Below are 15,831 nucleotides of genomic sequence, written 5' to 3' on the forward strand. Positions count from 1 at the left end.
GGAGGCCCCCATGCTCGCCACCACCGACCTCAGGTCCCGGCTCGACGACGTCCGGGGGCGCATCACCACGTGCCTCCGCGCGGTGGAGGACGACCAGGGCGCCTCCGTGGTCACCCTCGCGGTCGTCCGCGAGTTCGACGCCAAGGCCGGGAAGGCCGGGTCCACGCCGGACGAGGGCACGCGGGACGCCGTCATCGAGCTCGAGCAGGCCGCGGACAGCGCGAAGGCGGCCGCCGGCGCCGACCCCGGGATCAGCGAGGCCGCCCGCAGCAGCGTCGAGGACGCCCACCTGGCCATCTGCATCCTCAAGACCGAGGTCTGAGCGCGTCCTCCAGCGCCGCGGCGAAGCCGGGCGGATCCTCCAGGTAGCCGATGTGCGCGCCGGGCATCTCCGTGACCGCGACCCCGAGGCGCTCGGCCAGCACGGCGTTGGGACGGCTCGGCATCTGGTCTTCTGCTCTCGAGGTGTGGCCCACGGCCAGCACGAGGCGGTCGGCGTGACGGCGCAGGGCTGCGAGGTCGATCTCGTGCTCGGGGTACGGCCCGTACTCGTGGTCGAACCAGAAGGTGGTGTTGGCCGGCCAGCGTTCGTACATCGCCGCGAACGCCGGCGGCACCGCCTCCGGCGACGGCTCCGGCCGGCGCCCCATGCCGACCACCTCGCCGAACGCGGCCATCGCGGGCACCACGCCCTCGCGCCGGTAGAGCGCGTGGACGTCCGCGAAGCGCTCCCGCCAGCGCGCGGCGTCGTCGAGGAGGGGGAACAGCGGCGGCTCGTGCGCGACGACCGTGCGGACGAGGTCCGGCCGCCGGACCAGCAGCTCGAGGGCGACGATCGCCCCGGAGCTCGAGCCGAGCACCGCCGCCGGGCCGCCGTGGCGCTCGATCAGGGCGACCGCGTCGTCGACGTCGGCGCCGACCTTGTCCTCGGCGACCTGTCCCGCCGGGCCCTCCGCCACCGGGCTGCGCACGAAGCCGCGCCGCACCCAGGTCAGGACGGTCCAGCGCTCCGCGAGCAGCGCGGCGAGGGGTTCGAAGATCGTGGGATCGCCGTTGCCGCCGACCACCAGCAACAGGAGCGGCCCGGCGCCCCGGACCTCCGTGTGCAGCCGCGCACCCGGGACGTCGACCACCTCGGTACGCGGTGACGTGGCGTCGTCCACGAGGTCACGGTAGGCGCTCCCGGCGACATAGGGGCAAGATCGCACCGAGACCGACGGTCCCGGGCCGGTGCTGCTCGGGTGGTCTCGACGCCGCGGGAACTGGCGGCTGTTCGTCCCCGACACCTCGCCGGGCGAGGTGGCGGCCAGCACGCGGAACCCGGTCGTGACGGGCGACCCCGGCGCGTGACCGGCGAGGGCCGAACGGGTGCCGGCCCTCGGCGCCGGCGCCCCACGGGAGGACGATGCGCGTGCCGCTGTCCCGCCCCCCGGGAGGTCCGATGACGTACCGACTCACCGCCACCTATGCCCACCCCACCGACCACGACGCGTTCGTCGCGCACTACCGCGACGTGCACGCCCCGCTGGTCGCGAAGCTGCCGGACCTGCGGTCGTTCTCCTGGGGCGTGAGCGAGACCCCCGACGGCACGCGCCCGGCCCATGCGCTGGTCGCGGTGCTCGACTGGGACACCCGGGAGGCGGCCCAGGCCGCGCTGTCGTCCGCGGAGGGCGAGGCCGCCGTCGGCGACCTGCCCAACTTCGCCCAGGCCGGCGTGAACCTCGAGTTCCAGGAGGTCACCAGGACCGTGTGACGCCTACCGGTCGAGCATGGCCTCCTCGTGGTCCAGCTCGCGGAGCATCTCGCGCATCACGCCCTCGTCGATGCGGCGCATCTCGCGGAAGCGCGCGAACGTCTGGCGCTCCGCGTGGAGCATCGCCCGGCGCAGGCGGACGAACGCGAGCGACGGGGCCTCGCCGAGCTCGTCGTCGGACCGTCCGAGGCGTTCCCACGGGCTGTTCGCACGGTGCTGCGCCCAGGCGCGCAGCTGCTCGGTGACCGTCTCCGGGGTGGTCTCGTCGGAGAGCTCGTCGAGGCGCGCGAGGGCGGCCTCGGCGGCGGCCTGCTTCACCGCGGCCTCGTCGAGGACGTCGCCGTGCCCGCCCTGGTCCCGGATGTGCAGCCGGCGGATGAGCACGGGCAGCGTCAGGCCCTGCACCAGCAGGGTCCCGACGGTGATGACGAAGGCGGCGAACAGCACGACGCTCTGTCCCGGCATCCCCGGGCTGTCCGGCCCGGCGGCGGGGATCGCGAACGCGGCGGCGAGCGTCACCACGCCCCGCATGCCGGCCCACGAGATGACGAACGGTCCGCGCCAGGGCAGGGCGGGCCCCCGTGCCCGCACCCGGGGCAGGAGGCGCGGGAGGTAGATCGTCGGGAAGACGAAGACGAAGCGGGCCAGGATGGTGACGCCGAGCAGGGCGAGCGAGACGAGCAGGATCCGCGTCGCGTCGTCGCCGAGGCCGTCCACGACGACCCGCAGCTGCAGGCCGATCAGCGCGAAGACCAGCGCCTCGAGCAGGGTGTCCAGCGCCTTCCACACCGCCTGCTCCTGCAGGCGCGTGGCGTAGCCGGCCTCGTCGGCCTTGTGGCCGAGGTAGAGCCCGGAGATGACCACCGCGAGCACGCCGGAGGTGTGCAGCTCCTCGGCGAGCAGGTAGATCGCGAACGGCACCAGCAGGCCGACGGAGCTCTCGAGCGCGCCGTCGGCCAGGCGCAGGCGGGCCCGGTGCAGCAGCCAGCCCGCGGCCCCGCCGATGAGCACCCCGCCGACCGCGGCCAGGGCGAACTCCTCGAGCCCGGACAGGATCGTCGTGCCGGCGCCGACCGTCGTGGTCATCGCGGCGGCGAGCAGCACCCGGAACAGGGTCAGTGCGGTGGCGTCGTTGAGCAGGCTCTCGCCCTCGAGGATCGTCATGATCCGTCGGGGGAGTCCCAGCCGCCGCCCGATCGACGCGGCCGCGACGGCGTCGGGCGGCGCGACGACGGCGCCGAGCACGAGCGCGCTGGCCAACGGCAGTTCGGGCAGCAGCAGCCACGCGGCGACCCCCACCACCGCGGTGGAGAACAGGACGAGCCCGACCGCGAGCTGGCTGATCCGCTTGAGGTTCTCCCGCAGGCGCAGCGTCGAGCTCTCCAGCGCCGCGGAGTACAGCAGCGGCGGGAGGACGAGGAACAGGACGAGGTCGGGCTCCAGGGGCACGATCGGGACGCCGGGCACGTAGGACGCCCCGAGCCCCACGACCACGAGCAGCAGCGGGGCCGACAGCGCGTACCGGCGCGCCAGGGCCGTGACGGCCAGGGCGACGACGAGGACCGCGAGCAGGACGCGGAAGTCGGTGTCGTTCACGCGGTGGGCGTCCCGGTCGCGGGCGCCGGCGGGGTCCAGGGCGTCGTCGCCTGCAGGACGGCCTCGGTGAGCGCGCCGGAGCGCAGGTGCGTGCCCTGCTGGTAGGCGGGGTCGGCGACCATGTCGCTGAACGCCCGGCGGCTCGGGTAGCGCACGACCAGCACCGCGTCCCAGGCCTGGCCCTCCTCGGCCACGAGCGCGGTGCTGCCGTCGCCGAGGTACAGGATCTCCGCGCCGCGGGGCTCGGCGTACCGGCGGAAGTGCGCGAGGTAGGCGGTGTAGGCGTCGCGGGCCGCCGCGTACCCGCCCTCGGCGTCGGGCCGGAAGCGCAGCAGGTTGAGCATGACCACCGGTCCGCCGGGGTCGTCGGCCAGGAACGTCTTCAGGTCGCGCCCGCGGGGGTCGACGGCCATCAGGGTGCCTCCTCTCTCACGTGCACGCTGACGGCGTAGCCGCCGCCCGCGTACGGCTCCTCGCCCGCCCAGTCGGCGGTGCGCGCGACGAGGACGAGGCCGGCGGCGGCGCACGCCGCGTCGTAGTCGTCGAGCCCGGGGAAGGCGACGTCGCCGGGCAGCGTGAACGGCACGTGCTCGTCGTCGAGGCCGAAGCCCGCGACGAGCAGGCCGCCGGGACGCAGGTGCCCGGCGAGCCCCGCGACGACCCCGGCGTGCGTGCCGGGCGTCAGCAGCGGCCAGAGGTTGCCGGCCGCGACGACGGCGTCGAGCGGGTGGTCGAGGCGCAGGGCCCCGGGGTCGGCGAGGTCGACCAGGCGCCAGTCGAGCTCCGGCGCCGCGGCGCGGGCCTCGCCGAGCATCGAGGCGTCGAGGTCGGCGCCGACGACGTGGTGCCCGAGGTGCGCGAGGTGGATCCCGACACGCCCGGTGCCGCAGCCCGCGTCGAGCACCCGCGACGGCCGGCCGCCGAGCAGGGCGTGCACCCGGCGCGCCTCGCCGTGCAGGTCCTCGCCCGCGGCCTCGAGGGCGGCGAAGCGTGCGGCGTAGCCGGGGCCTGCGGTGCCGCCGGTGACGGCGAGCCAGGGGTTCACGGCCACCGGCACACTCTAGGCGCCGGCCCGGAGTGATGATCCTGACCCGCACATGCAGATGTACGCATGTATGGTCCGGGGCGTGGGACACGGTCACGGACACGGGGGTCACGCCGGGCGCGACGACCGTCGCCGGCTCGGGCTCGCGCTCGGCGTCACGGCGGTCGTCCTGGTCGTCGGCGCGGTGGGCGCGGTGCTCACCGGCTCACTGGCCCTGCTCGCCGACCTCGGCCACGTCGGCACCGACGTCGTCGCCCTGGGCACGGCCCTGGTCGCCTCCGCGCTGGCCGTCCGGCCCCCGAGCCGGCGGCGCACCTTCGGGCTCGGGCGCGCCGAGGTGCTCGGCGCCGGGCTCAACGCCGTCCTGCTCCTCGGCGTCACCGTCTGGGTCGCCGTCGAGGCCGTCGAGCGCCTCGCCGCGCCCACCGCGGTGCCCGGCGGCGGCCTGCTGCTCTACGGCGTGGTCGGACTCGTCGGCAACGTCCTCGCGCTCGCGGTGCTCCAGCGCGGCAGCGGCGGGATGAACGTGCGCGGCGCCGCCCTGCACGTGCTCGGGGACGCGCTGGGCTCGGTCGCCGTGTTGGCCGCGGCGGTGGTCACGCTGACCACCGGCTGGGCCTACGCCGACACCGTCGCCTCGCTGGTGATCGTCGCGATCCTCCTGCCGCGCACGGTCGCGCTGCTGCGCGAGACCGGGCACGTCCTGCTCGAGGGCGCCCCCGCCGGCATCGACGTCGACGACGTCCACACCACCCTGCTCGACGTCGACGGCGTCGCCGAGGTCCACGACCTGCACGTCTGGGCCATCAACGACCGCAGCCCCGCGGTGTCGGCGCACCTCGTCATCTCCGACGCGGGCTGCGCCACCGCCGACTGCGGGCCCCACGGCGTGCTCGACCGCGCCACCCACCTGCTGCGCGAGCGCTTCGGGCTCGAGCACAGCACCCTGCAGATCGAGGCGCTCGAGCACGCCGACCACGAGCGGGCCTGCGACCCGCCCGCCGGCGTCGTCAGGAGACGCTGAGCGCGCGCGCCGGTGCTCCGAGGGCGTGCGGCCCGGCAGACCGCGGGCCTCGTGCTCTACGGCGTGCTCGTCCTCGTGGCGCTCGCGATCGCCCCGGGCGGCGGCCTGGTCCTCGCGGCCCTGACCCTCGTCGGCCACGGCGCCTGGGACCTGTGGCACCTGCGCCGCCACCGCGACCAGGTCTCGCCGTCGATGGCCGAGGCGTGCGTCGCGCTCGACGTGCCCGCCGGGCTGGCGGTGCTCGTGCTGGCGCTCGTCGTGTGAGATGGCCGGGGTGACGACGACCCACGCGCTCGCGGACAGCCCCCTCGGCCCGCTGACCCTGCGCGCCGACGACGGCGTGCTGACCGGGCTCTACCTGCCCGAGCACCGCCGCGGGCCGGCGCCGGGGACGCTCGGGGAGCGGGACGACGCGGCCCTGCCCGCGGTCCGCGAGCAGCTCGCGGCGTACTTCGCGGGGGAGCGGACGGCGTTCGACGTGCCGCTGGACCTGCGGGGCACCGCGTTCCAGCAGCGGGTGTGGGCGGCGCTGCGGGAGATCCCGTACGGGCAGACGTGGACCTACGGCGAGCTGGCGGCGTGGATCGGCGCGCCCGCGGCCTCGCGCGCGGTGGGCCTGGCGAACGGGCGCAACCCGATCAGCATCGTCGTGCCCTGCCACCGCGTGGTCGGGGCGAGCGGGTCGCTCACCGGCTACGCCGGCGGCGTGGAGCGCAAGCGGGCGCTGCTGGACCTCGAGCGGGCCGGGGTGCCGGTCGGCGGGTGAGCAGCGAAGGACGCCTCCGCTGCCTGCGACGCAGGCGAGGCGTCCTTCGCTGCGCGTGCGGTCGGGTCAGCGGCCCTCGGTGGACCCGGCGCGGGTGGGCTCGGCCTCGCCGTCCTCGGGCTCGCCGGCCGGGTCGAACCAGGGGTGACCGGCGGACGGCGTGGGGGTGGGGTCCGGCGTCGCGGTGCTCGAGGTCGCGGCGTCGTCCGTCGCCGGGAGCGTGTCGGTGACGACGGCGTCGTCCTCGACGTCCTCGACGTCCTCCTCGGGGATCGCGCTGTCGGGGTCGGCGGGGTCGGCGGGGTCGCCGTCGTCCGGGCCGGTCTCGAGGTCCGGGTCGGCGTCCAGAACGTCGTCGGCGGCCGGGACCTCGTCCTCGTCCACCGCGTCGTCCGCGTCCTCGTCCACGGGGTCGTCCGCGGTGGGCTCGTCGGTCGCCGTGAGCGTGGTCGTCACCGGCTCGTCGGGGTCGGTGCCCAGCGTCTGCGGCGTCTCCGGCGTCTCCGGCGTCTCCGGCGTCTCCGGCGTCGCTGCGGTCTCCGCCACGTCCCCGTGCGCCTCGTCCTCGGTCTCCGCGGCCTCGTCGAGCGACTCGGCCGTGACGGCCGGGGGCTCCTCGCGGTCGAGGTCGTCGTCGGGCTCGGGCTCCTGGGGCCCCTCCGGCGCCGGCTCCGCGGCGAAGGTCTCGGTGACCGCCGCCTGCTCGGGCGACGGCTCCCCGGACGGCGCGACCGGGGCGTCGGAGCCGGTCGCGGCGGCGGCCCCCAGGCCGGCCCCCGCACCCGCGCCGGCCGCGGCGGCGCCGACCGGCAGGAGGGTCGTGCCCTCCTCGGCGATCACCTGCTCGCCCTGCTCGTCGAGCAGGGCGTGGCGCCCGGTGGGCGTGCGGTCGCCGCTGCGGGCGGGGAGGCGCCGGAACAGGGCGACGAGCAGCAGGGTCCAGGACACCACCTGGAGGACGATCACCCCGAAGCCCAGGACGCTGGTCAGGGTCAGGAAGCTCGCCGGTGCCAGCCCGAGCCCGTTGAAGGACGCCGCGGCGACCAGGAACGTGCTGACCAGCACGACGATCAGCTGCAGCAGCAGGCCCACGATCGCCGGCAACGAGACCGCCGGCAGCGCGCGCCGACGCACCACGGCCACCACGAGGCCCACGAGGACCGGGATGCCCACGGGCAGGAAGGCGGCGGCGATGCGGACGCCGGAGTCGAGCATGGCGACGAACCTAACGGAGAGGCCCCGAACGGCGGAGGGCCGACCACCCCGTCCCGCGGGGCCCGTTGCCCTGCGTGTCCGTCCCTGTCGGGAGCGTCAGGGCAGGACCCTCTCGTCGGTGACGTCGACGTCGGGGAAGCCGAGCTGACGGGCCACCTCGCGGGCCCCGTCGATGTCGATCACCTCGGCGCCGCCCGCCCCGGCGCCCAGCCACCGCAGCGAGTCCGGCTGCGTGCTGGCGTGCCACCGGCCGTCGACCCCGAGACGGGCCCCGCGCCGGACCCCGCGGCCCCGCAGGTCGTAGCGCAGGAGGACCGGTCCGAGGGTGCCCGTGCGGTCGACCCAGAAGGAGAACCGGGCGGGTCGGGGACGGCCTGTGCCCCGGCCGCGCGTGCTCGCGACGGTCATGATGGCCAGCATGCGTGGCTGTGGGTGCGAGCGCGACCGGCCGAGGGGGCGACGTGACTAGCCCGTCCGCCGGTGTCGCCGTCGACGCCGCCCGGGTACGCGCGGTCCTTACCGCGGTCGACGCCGTCGGCGGGTTCTTCGCCGTGTCGACCCGCGAGGCCGAGGCCGCCGACCCGTCGTGGCGCCCGCTGGCCGCCCTGTTCGCGGTCCCGGCCGAGGGACCCGACCCGCTGGGGCAGCGGCTGGAGGAGGTCGCCGACGGGCTGGGCGCGGGCCGGCGGGTCGCGGCGTCGCTGCTCGCGCAGTCGGTGGCGTCGCGGTCGGTGTCGGTGCTGCTGGCGTCGGCGGCGCTGGGCGTGCTGCCGGACCTCGCGACGTCGTCGGTGCTGCACGCGCGGCCCTGGGCGGGCGGACCGCTGCCGCTGTGGGCCGACCCCGCGCAGCTCGCGGGCACCGACGTCACGGCCGCCGCCCCGGACGACGTCGCGGCGGCGCTGGCCGACGTCCTGGCGCGCGAGCACGTGGCGCCCCTGGTCGCGGGCGTCCGGGCGCGGGCGTCGGTGTCGGCGCGCCTCCTGTGGGGCAACGCCGCGTCGGCGCTGGCGGGGGCGGTGCGCGTGCTGGGGGAGGCGCGGCCCGACCTGCACGCCGGCGCGCTCACCCTCGCGCGGGGCGTCCTCGCCCACGAGGCGTTCGCCGGGCTCGGGACCTTCGTCCCCGACCCCCTGCACCCCAGCGGGCTCGGCTTCGCCCGCCGCACCTGCTGCCTCTACTACCGCGTGGACGGCGGCGGGAAGTGCGCCGACTGCCTCCTCCGTGCGTGATCTCCTGAGCTACAGCTCAGAAGATCACGCACGTCAGACGGGCGGCCACACCACCAGCAGGCGCCCGGCGCCCAGCAGCGAGAACACCCCGAGCAGCGCGAACAGCGCCACCCAGATGCCGCCGGGCACGCCGGTGAGGCGCTCGAGCTGGTCGGCGTCGGAGTCGGGCGCGCGGCGCCGGGAGCGCTTGCGCTGCACCTCGAGCACCGTGCGCAGGCCGCCGACGATGAGGAACCACGTCACGAAGCACGCGAACCCGTACTGCACGTTGGCCGAGCCGTAGGCCGCGACCACCACGAACACCGCGCCGGTGAGCACCACCGACAGCACGCCGTAGGCGTTGCGCACCAGGATCAGGGTGGCGAGCAGCAGCACGACGGCGATCCCGAGCATGATCGAGATCTCGTCGGCGGCGACGAGGACGGCCGCGCCGATCCCCAGCAGCGGCGGCGTCGCGTAGCCGGCCGCCGCCGTCGCGACCATGCCCGGCCCGTCGCGGCGGCCCTTCGACACGGTCACGCCCGAGGTGTCGGAGTGCAGCAGGATCCGGGTCAGCGTGCGCCCCGAGCACACCGCGACCAGGGCGTGCCCGCCCTCGTGGGCGATCGTCACGACGTTGCGAGCGAGTCGCCACGTGCCGTGGACGCCGACCACCACGAGCGCGACGAGCCCGGCGAGGATCACCAGGGTGGCCTGGGTCTGGCCCGTGGTGAGCTCGCGGAGCGGGGAGAGCACGGTCGTCACGATGGGGGCACGGTAGCCGGGCGGGACCTGGTGTCCGGGTCCGACTCCACGGCGGATCGCTTCCCCCGGATCTCGTCACCCGCCCGTGAGGTGGTCATGCTGAGCCGGTGACGGAGACCCCGGGGGCCATCGAGGACATCCGGATGGGCTCCGCGCGCGGCCGCTGGATCCTGCTGACCACGGTGCTCGGGTCGGGGCTCGCCCTGCTCGACTCGACGGTGGTCAACGTCGCCCTCGAGCGCATCGGCGACGAGTTCGACGCCAGCTTCTCGGCGCTGCAGTGGACGGTGAACGGCTACACGCTCACCCTCGCCGGGCTGATCCTGCTCGGCGGCTCGCTGGGCGACCGCTTCGGCCGGCGGCGGATCTTCTGCATCGGGGTGGTGTGGTTCGCGGTCGCCTCGGCGCTGTGCGGCCTGGCGCCGTCCGTGGAGTTCCTCATCGCCGGGCGCGCGCTGCAGGGCGTCGGCGGGGCGCTGCTGACGCCGGGGAGCCTGGCGCTGATCTCGGCGTCGTTCCACGGCAGCGACCGGGCCGCCGCCATCGGGGCGTGGTCCGGGCTCGGCGGCGTCGCCGGGGCGATCGGCCCGTTCCTCGGCGGCTGGCTGGTCGAGTGGACGTGGCGAGCGGTCTTCCTCATCAACCTCCCGCTCGCGGCGATCGTGCTGGTGGTGGCCCTGCGCCACGTGCCCGAGTCCCGCGACCCCGAGGCCGCCCACCACCTCGACGTCCCCGGCACCGTGCTCGCCGTCGCCGGTCTCGGGGCGCTGACGTGGGCGCTGACCGCGGTCGGCGAGGACGGCGGGACACTCGCGGTCTGGGGCAGCGGGGTGGTCGGTGTGCTCGCGCTCGTCGCCTTCGTCGTGGTCGAACGGCGCTCGCGCTCCCCGCTGGTGCCCGGCGAGCTCTTCGCCAGCGCCCGGTTCACCGGCGCCAACATCGTCACCCTGCTCGTCTACGGGGCGCTCGGGGTGCACTTCGTGCTCGTCGTGCTGCAGCTGCAGGTCTCGGCCGGGTTCAGCCCGCTGGCGGCCGGGACGGCGATGCTCCCGATCACGGTGATCATGCTGCTGCTCTCGGCCCGCTCCGGGCGCCTGGCCCAGCGGATCGGGCCGCGCTGGCCGATGACGGTCGGGCTCCTGCTCGCCGCCACCGCGATGCTCTGGCTCGGCCGGATCGGGCCCGGCGCGTCGTACCTCGTCGACGTGCTGCCGCCGGTGACGCTGTTCGGGCTGGGGCTCGCCGGCACCGTCGCCCCGCTCACCGCGACCGTCCTCGACGCCGCCGACGACCGTCACGCCGGCATCGCGTCCGGGGTCAACAACGCCATCGCCCGCGCGGCGGGCCTGCTCGCGGTGGCGCTCATCCCGGCGGTGGCGGGCATCTCCGGGCAGGACTACGACGACCCCGTCGCCTTCAGCGCGGGCTTCCGCACGGCGATGACGATCTGCGCGGGCCTCCTCGTGACCGGCGCGGTGCTCTCCGCGGTGCTCCTGCGCCCGCGGCCCCGCGCCGCCTCGCCGACCCGCTTCCGCACCGAGGACTGCCCCCACTGTGGGGTCATCGCCCCGCAGCAGCACCCCGGCTGATTCAGCCCAGCGCCTCGAGGGCGGCGTCGGCGTCGGACGCGGTGTTGTGCAGATGGAAGCCCAGGCGTGCGGCACCGTCGCGCACCGCCGCCCGGATGCCCGCCACGGCGAGCCGGTCGGCGGCGCCCTCGCGGCGCACGGACACGATCGCCGACCCGCCCGGCGGCATCCCGAGGCCCGCGCGCACGCGGTCCGCCAGCCCGACGGCGTGGTCGCGGACGGCGGCGGCGTCGAGGTCCGCGATCCAGGGCAGGGCCGCCGCGGCGCCGACCTGGGCGAGCCAGACGGGGGAGAGGTCGAAGCGCCGGGCGTCGTCGTGCAGGCGCAGCGGCAGCCCGTAGATCGCGTCCCAGCCGCCCGCGTACCAGCCCGACTGCACGGGCGCGGTGCGCGCGGCCAGCCGGTCCGACAGCGCCATCCACGCCGCGCCGCGGGGCGAGAGCAGCCACTTGTACCCGGCGGCGACCACGGCGTCGGCCCAGGCGAGGTCGGCGGGCAGCCAGCCGAGGGACTGGGTGGCGTCCAGGACCACGAGCGTGTCCGGCCCGACAGCGGCCCGCAGCGCGGCGAGGTCGACCTGCGCCCCGTCCGCGGACTGCACGACGCTCACCGCCACCACGTCGGCCGTGCCCACGTGCTCGGGCAGCGCGGCCAGCGGCACCTCGACGACGTCGTGCCCGGCGGCGGCGAAGGGGAAGGTGACGCTGGTGAACTCCCGCCCGGCGGTGAGCACGCGCGCGCCCGGCGGCAGGGACGCCGCCACGAGCCCGAGCAGGCCCGAGACCGCCGTCCCGATCGTCACCGCGGACGCCGGCACCCCGACCAGCGCCGCGAACGCCTCGCGGGCGGTCGCCACGGAGGCGTCGAACTCCGGCGGCGAGCTCTCCGCCCGGCCCCAGGAGGCCACGGCCGCGCCCACCGCCTCGACCACCGGCCGCGGCGGGACCCCGATCGACGGGGTGTTGAGGTAGACGCCCTCGACGTCGAAGACCGTGCCGAACGCCGGGCGCACGGTCAGCGGGCCCGGGGCGTGAACCGGCGCAGCCGCAGGCTGTTGGCGACGACGAACACGCTGGAGAACGCCATCGCGGCGCCGGCGATCACCGGGTTGAGCAGGCCGAGCGCCGCCAGGGGGAGCGCGGCGACGTTGTAGGCGAAGGCCCAGAACAGGTTGCCCTTGATCGTCGCCAGCGTGCGGCGGGCCAGGCGCAGCGCGTCGGGGACCATCCGCAGGTCGCCGCGGACCAGGGTCAGGTCGCCCGCCTCGATCGCGGCGTCGGACCCGGTGCCCATGGCCAGCCCGAGGTCGGCGCGGGCGAGGGCGGCGGCGTCGTTGACCCCGTCGCCGACCATCGCGACGACGGCGCCCGCGGCCTGCAGGCGCGCGACCTCGTCGGCCTTCTCCTCGGGCAGCACGCCCGCGATCACCGTGGCGATGCCGACCTCGTCGGCCACCGCCCGGGCGACGGTCTCGTGATCACCGGTGAGCAGGACCGTGCGCAGGCCCATCGCGTGCAGCGCCGCGACCGCCTCGGCGGAGGTCTCGCGCACCGTGTCGGCGACGGCGAGCACCCCGCGGGCGCGCAGCACGCCGTCCGCCCCGGCCCAGGCGACGGCCACCGGGGTCGACCCGCCGGCCTCGACGCGGGCGAGGACGTCGGCGAGATCGTCCGTCGCCACCCCGCTCTCGGTGAGCAGGCGCGCGCGCCCGACGACGACGGCCCGCCCCTCGACGGTGCCGGTGACGCCGAGCCCGTCGCGGGCGGCGACGTCGACGGCGGCGGGCAGGTCGCTGCCCTGGTCACGCAGCCGCGCGCGGGCGGCGTCGGCGACGGCCCGGGCGACGGGGTGGGCCAGCGCGTCCTCGAGGCCGCCGGCGCGGCGCAGCAGGTCGCCCTCGTCGACCCCGTCGAGGGTGACGACGTCGACCAGGCCCATCGCGCCGGTGGTCACGGTGCCGGTCTTGTCGAGCACGACGGTGTCGACGCGGCGGGTGGACTCGAGCACCTCGGGTCCGCGCAGCAGGATGCCGAGCTGCGCGCCGCGCCCGGTGCCCACCATGAGCGCCGTCGGCGTGGCCAGCCCGAGCGCGCAGGGGCAGGCGATGATGAGGACGGCCACCGCCGCCGTGAACGCCACCGAGGGCGCGGCGCCGAGCAGCAGCCACACCGCGAGCGTCCCGACCGCGAGCGTGATGACGATCGGCACGAACACCGCGGACACCCGGTCGGCGAGGCGCTGGACCGCCGCCTTGCCGTGCTGGGCCTCCTCGACGCGGCGGGCGATGCGGGCCAGGCGGGTGTCGGCGCCGACCGCGGTGGCGCGCACGACCAGCCGGCCGCCGACCGCGACCGTGCCGCCGCTGACGCGGTCGCCCGGGGCTACCTCGACGGGCACCGACTCTCCGGTCATCGCGCTCGCGTCCACCGCCGAGCGGCCCTCGACGACGACGCCGTCGGTGGCCAGGGTCTCGCCGGGGCGCACGACGAACTCGTCGCCGACGCCCAGACGGTCGACCGGGACGCGCTCCTCGCGCCCGTCGCGGCGCACGGCGACGTCCTTGGCGCCGAGGTCGAGCAGGGCGCGCAGCGCGTCGCCGGCCCGGCGCTTGGCACGCGCCTCGAACCAGCGCCCGGCCAGCACGAAGGCCGTCACCGCCGACGCGGCCTCCAGGTAGATCGCGTCGGTGCCGCCGGCCGCGGTGAGCGAGAGGCCGTGGGTCATGCCCGGCATCCCGGCGCCGCCGAGGAACAGGGCGTAGAAGGACCAGCCGAGCGCGGCGAGCGTGCCCACCGAGACCAGCGTGTCCATCGTCGCCGCGCCGTGGCGCAGGTTCGTCCACGCGGCCCGGTGGAAGTCCTGCCCGCCCCACACCACCACGGGCGCGGCGAGGATGGCCGAGAGCCACTGCCAGTTCGTGAACTGCCAGGCCGGGACCATGGCCAGCACCACCACGGGCAGCGTGAGCGCCACGCTGACGAGCAGCCGCCGGCGCAGCACGTCGGCCTCGCCCGCGTCCGGGCGGCCGGACGGGGCGGAAGAGCCCGTCTCCGGGCGCGGCGGGGCGGGCGGTGCGGCACCGTAGCCGAGCTTCTCGACGGTGGCGACCAGGTCGTCGACCGACACCGACGGCGCGTGCTCCACCCGGGCGTTGCCCGTCGCGTAGTTGACCCCGGCGGTGACGCCCTCGAGCTTGTTGAGACGCCGCTCGATGCGGGACGCGCACGACGCACACGTCATCCCGCTGATCACCAGCTCGACGCGCGACGCGTCGGGTGCCGGGGCGGGCGGTGCACTCATCGGGTCCTCCTGTCCTCGTCCGCCTTGCTACCCCTGGGGGGTATGACTGTCAAACCGGGGTGACCGGAACGGCGGGTGGGCGCTCGGTCACGCGGGGCGAAGTGGTGTGATTGTTTCGTGACCATCCACCGGCCGCCGCCGCGGCCGGCTCCGGACGGGGCACCACCGCGCTCCCGTCCCACCGGCACCGGCGGGCCCGCCCCGGCGCGCCACCGCGCGCCGGCGGGGCCTCCGCCTGCGGGTCTGCTGACCGCGCCGGCGCCCCGGCACGCGGTCCGCGAGCTGGTCGGGGCGGGTGCGGTCGCCGCTCCGTCGCGTCCGGTCGCGCCCCCGCCCGCCCGACCGATGGCCCCGCCGGCCGCGCCGCGGCACGCCGGACCGCCGCCGGTGCCCGCGGCCTTCGCCGCGCCGCCCGCCGCCCCGCCCCGGCACGAGCCGCCCGTCGAGCGCCCGGCCCCCGCGCCCCGCCGTCCCGTCGCGCCGCCCGTCGCCCCGGACGGCCCCGCCCCGGACCGCGCCGCCCCGGCCGAACCCGTCACGCCCCGCCGCCGCCCCACCCCGGAGCCGGCTCCCCGGACCGCCGCACCTCGCGCCACCCCGGCCGCGCCCCGCCCCACCCGGCGGCGCCGCGCCCGCGGCCGCGGCCTGCCGCGCGGGCTCGGCGCCGCCCTGGTGGGCGCGGTCGTGGCCGGCACGCTGGTCACCGTCGACACGCTCAACGGGTCGTCCGGGCTCCTGGCCACGAGCGTCCCCGACATCTCGCCCCTCGACGACACCGAGACGGTCGCCCCGCCCACCGCCCCCGGCGCCCTGCCCGTCGACCTCGCCGCCGCCGTCTCGGCCGCCGAGGACGCGGCCGGCCGGGGCGTCGACGTCGGCGTCGCCGTGGCCGACATCGCCACCGGCGAGCTCTCGCCCGGGACCGCCGGGGACGAGCGCTTCGACACCGCGTCACTGGCCAAGCTCCTGCTCGTGGTCGACATGCTCCAGCGCCAGCGCGACGGCGAGCTGACCCTCGGCGCCCGCGACCTGCGCCTGGTCCACGCCGCGCTCAGCGCCAGCAGCGACCCGGCGATGAACGCGCTGTGGACCCAGTACGACGGGCCCAACGCGATCACCCGGGTGTCCACCTCGCTCGGGCTCGAGGACACGACCACCCCCGAGGACCCGTCGCAGTGGGGCGAGGTGCAGAGCTCGGCGCGCGACATGGTGACGGTGCTGCGCCACGTGCAGGTCGACCTGCCCGCGCCCGACCGCGACGTCGTGCTCGGGTCGATGGGCCAGGCGTCGCCGGTCGCCGGCGACGGCTTCGACCAGGGCTACGGCTTCCTCGACGGGTCCGGCTCGCCGGTCAAGCAGGGCTGGATGTGCTGCATCGGCTCGCGCGCCGAGGTCCACTCCATCGGCGTGGTCGGCGGGCGCTGGGTGGTCGCGGTGATGACCAGCCAGCCCCCGGGCTACGACCGCGCCCGCCAGGTCGTCGACTCGGCCGCCGGCGCCGTGCGCGAACGCCTCGGGACGCGGTCGTCGGCCGGGTAGCCTGGACGCGCATCCGGGCGCCAGGAGG

17 protein-coding genes are annotated in these 15,831 nt (G+C 76.7%); 8 read left to right on the plus strand and 9 right to left on the minus strand.

What is annotated here, in order from left to right; genetic code table 11:
- Positions 1–10: 10 nt before the first annotated feature.
- Positions 11–322: a hypothetical protein gene (locus ACQPX6_RS12755; RefSeq protein ID WP_433787688.1), complete on the plus strand. Its 312-nt coding sequence runs from the start codon at positions 11–13 to the stop codon at positions 320–322.
- Here ACQPX6_RS12755 and ACQPX6_RS12760 read toward each other — a convergent pair.
- A complete protein-coding gene (locus ACQPX6_RS12760) occupies positions 306–1,163 on the minus strand; it encodes an alpha/beta fold hydrolase (RefSeq protein ID WP_433787689.1) in 858 nt (285 codons plus the stop codon). The two genes, ACQPX6_RS12755 and ACQPX6_RS12760, sit on opposite strands and share 17 nt — an antisense overlap.
- Positions 1,164–1,441: 278 nt before the next feature.
- On the opposite strand from ACQPX6_RS12760, the gene ACQPX6_RS12765 reads away from it, so the two are divergent.
- Positions 1,442–1,753: an EthD family reductase gene (locus tag ACQPX6_RS12765; RefSeq protein ID WP_433787690.1), complete on the plus strand. Its 312-nt coding sequence runs from the start codon at positions 1,442–1,444 to the stop codon at positions 1,751–1,753.
- Between the two features lie 3 nt (positions 1,754–1,756).
- On the opposite strand, the gene ACQPX6_RS12770 is transcribed toward ACQPX6_RS12765, so the two are convergent.
- The 3 genes from ACQPX6_RS12770 to ACQPX6_RS12780 are packed head-to-tail and all read right to left on the minus strand — an operon-like array spanning position 1,757 to position 4,400.
- Positions 1,757–3,349 carry a Na+/H+ antiporter gene (locus tag ACQPX6_RS12770; protein ID WP_433787691.1) on the minus strand — a complete coding sequence of 531 codons (1,593 nt, stop codon included), beginning with the start codon at positions 3,347–3,349 and terminating at the stop codon, positions 1,757–1,759.
- Positions 3,346–3,762, minus strand: a complete 417-nt coding sequence (locus ACQPX6_RS12775; RefSeq protein WP_433787692.1) for a DUF1330 domain-containing protein — start codon at positions 3,760–3,762, stop codon at positions 3,346–3,348. The genes ACQPX6_RS12770 and ACQPX6_RS12775 overlap by 4 nt, the downstream gene beginning before the upstream one ends.
- On the minus strand, positions 3,762–4,400 hold the full coding sequence (locus ACQPX6_RS12780; RefSeq protein WP_433787693.1) for a class I SAM-dependent methyltransferase: 639 nt from the start codon (positions 4,398–4,400) through the stop codon (positions 3,762–3,764). Before ACQPX6_RS12780 ends, ACQPX6_RS12775 begins: the two co-directional genes overlap by 1 nt.
- Before the next feature lie 76 nt (positions 4,401–4,476).
- On the opposite strand from ACQPX6_RS12780, the gene ACQPX6_RS12785 reads away from it, so the two are divergent.
- Genes ACQPX6_RS12785 through ACQPX6_RS12795 form a run of 3 tightly spaced genes read left to right on the plus strand, consistent with a single transcriptional unit; the run spans position 4,477 to position 6,184 of the window.
- Positions 4,477–5,418, plus strand: coding sequence for a cation diffusion facilitator family transporter (locus tag ACQPX6_RS12785; RefSeq protein ID WP_433787694.1), 942 nt, complete (start codon positions 4,477–4,479; stop codon positions 5,416–5,418).
- 12 nt (positions 5,419–5,430) lie between these two features.
- The gene (locus ACQPX6_RS12790) at positions 5,431–5,682 is read left to right on the plus strand and encodes a hypothetical protein (RefSeq protein ID WP_433787695.1); all 252 of its coding nucleotides are present in this window, start codon (positions 5,431–5,433) and stop codon (positions 5,680–5,682) included.
- 10 nt (positions 5,683–5,692) lie between these two features.
- Positions 5,693–6,184, plus strand: a complete 492-nt coding sequence (locus ACQPX6_RS12795) for a methylated-DNA--[protein]-cysteine S-methyltransferase (RefSeq protein WP_433787696.1) — start codon at positions 5,693–5,695, stop codon at positions 6,182–6,184.
- 66 nt (positions 6,185–6,250) lie between these two features.
- On the opposite strand, the gene ACQPX6_RS12800 is transcribed toward ACQPX6_RS12795, so the two are convergent.
- Both ACQPX6_RS12800 and ACQPX6_RS12805 read right to left on the minus strand, forming a co-directional pair.
- Positions 6,251–7,399, minus strand: a complete 1,149-nt coding sequence (locus tag ACQPX6_RS12800; protein WP_433787697.1) for a hypothetical protein — start codon at positions 7,397–7,399, stop codon at positions 6,251–6,253.
- A gap of 96 nt (positions 7,400–7,495) precedes the next feature.
- Positions 7,496–7,807 (minus strand): hypothetical protein, encoded by a 312-nt coding sequence (locus tag ACQPX6_RS12805; RefSeq protein ID WP_433787698.1) that lies wholly within the window; start codon positions 7,805–7,807, stop codon positions 7,496–7,498.
- Positions 7,808–7,860: 53 nt separating this feature from the next.
- On the opposite strand from ACQPX6_RS12805, the gene ACQPX6_RS12810 reads away from it, so the two are divergent.
- Positions 7,861–8,631, plus strand: coding sequence for a (2Fe-2S)-binding protein (locus ACQPX6_RS12810; RefSeq protein ID WP_433787699.1), 771 nt, complete (start codon positions 7,861–7,863; stop codon positions 8,629–8,631).
- 33 nt (positions 8,632–8,664) lie between these two features.
- Here ACQPX6_RS12810 and ACQPX6_RS12815 read toward each other — a convergent pair whose 3' ends face one another.
- Complete coding sequence (locus ACQPX6_RS12815) at positions 8,665–9,375, minus strand: M50 family metallopeptidase (protein ID WP_433787700.1); 711 nt, start codon at positions 9,373–9,375, stop codon at positions 8,665–8,667.
- 143 nt (positions 9,376–9,518) lie between these two features.
- Here ACQPX6_RS12815 and ACQPX6_RS12820 point away from each other — a divergent pair, with 143 nt between their 5' ends.
- The gene (locus tag ACQPX6_RS12820; protein ID WP_433788255.1) at positions 9,519–10,964 is read left to right on the plus strand and encodes an MFS transporter; all 1,446 of its coding nucleotides are present in this window, start codon (positions 9,519–9,521) and stop codon (positions 10,962–10,964) included.
- Position 10,965: 1 nt separating this feature from the next.
- Here ACQPX6_RS12820 and ACQPX6_RS12825 read toward each other — a convergent pair whose 3' ends face one another.
- Both ACQPX6_RS12825 and ACQPX6_RS12830 read right to left on the minus strand, forming a co-directional pair.
- Complete coding sequence (locus tag ACQPX6_RS12825; protein WP_433787701.1) at positions 10,966–11,976, minus strand: aminotransferase class V-fold PLP-dependent enzyme; 1,011 nt, start codon at positions 11,974–11,976, stop codon at positions 10,966–10,968.
- Between the two features lie 2 nt (positions 11,977–11,978).
- Entirely contained in the window at positions 11,979–14,264 is a 2,286-nt protein-coding gene (locus ACQPX6_RS12830; protein WP_433787702.1) for a heavy metal translocating P-type ATPase, read from the minus strand.
- Positions 14,265–14,381: 117 nt separating this feature from the next.
- Here ACQPX6_RS12830 and ACQPX6_RS12835 point away from each other — a divergent pair, with 117 nt between their 5' ends.
- Positions 14,382–15,803, plus strand: coding sequence for a hypothetical protein (locus ACQPX6_RS12835; protein WP_433787703.1), 1,422 nt, complete (start codon positions 14,382–14,384; stop codon positions 15,801–15,803).
- Positions 15,804–15,831 lie beyond the last annotated feature (28 nt).

The sequence above is a fragment of the Actinomycetospora sp. CA-101289 genome, from assembly GCF_050955895.1.
Lineage (GTDB): Bacteria > Actinomycetota > Actinomycetes > Mycobacteriales > Pseudonocardiaceae > Actinomycetospora.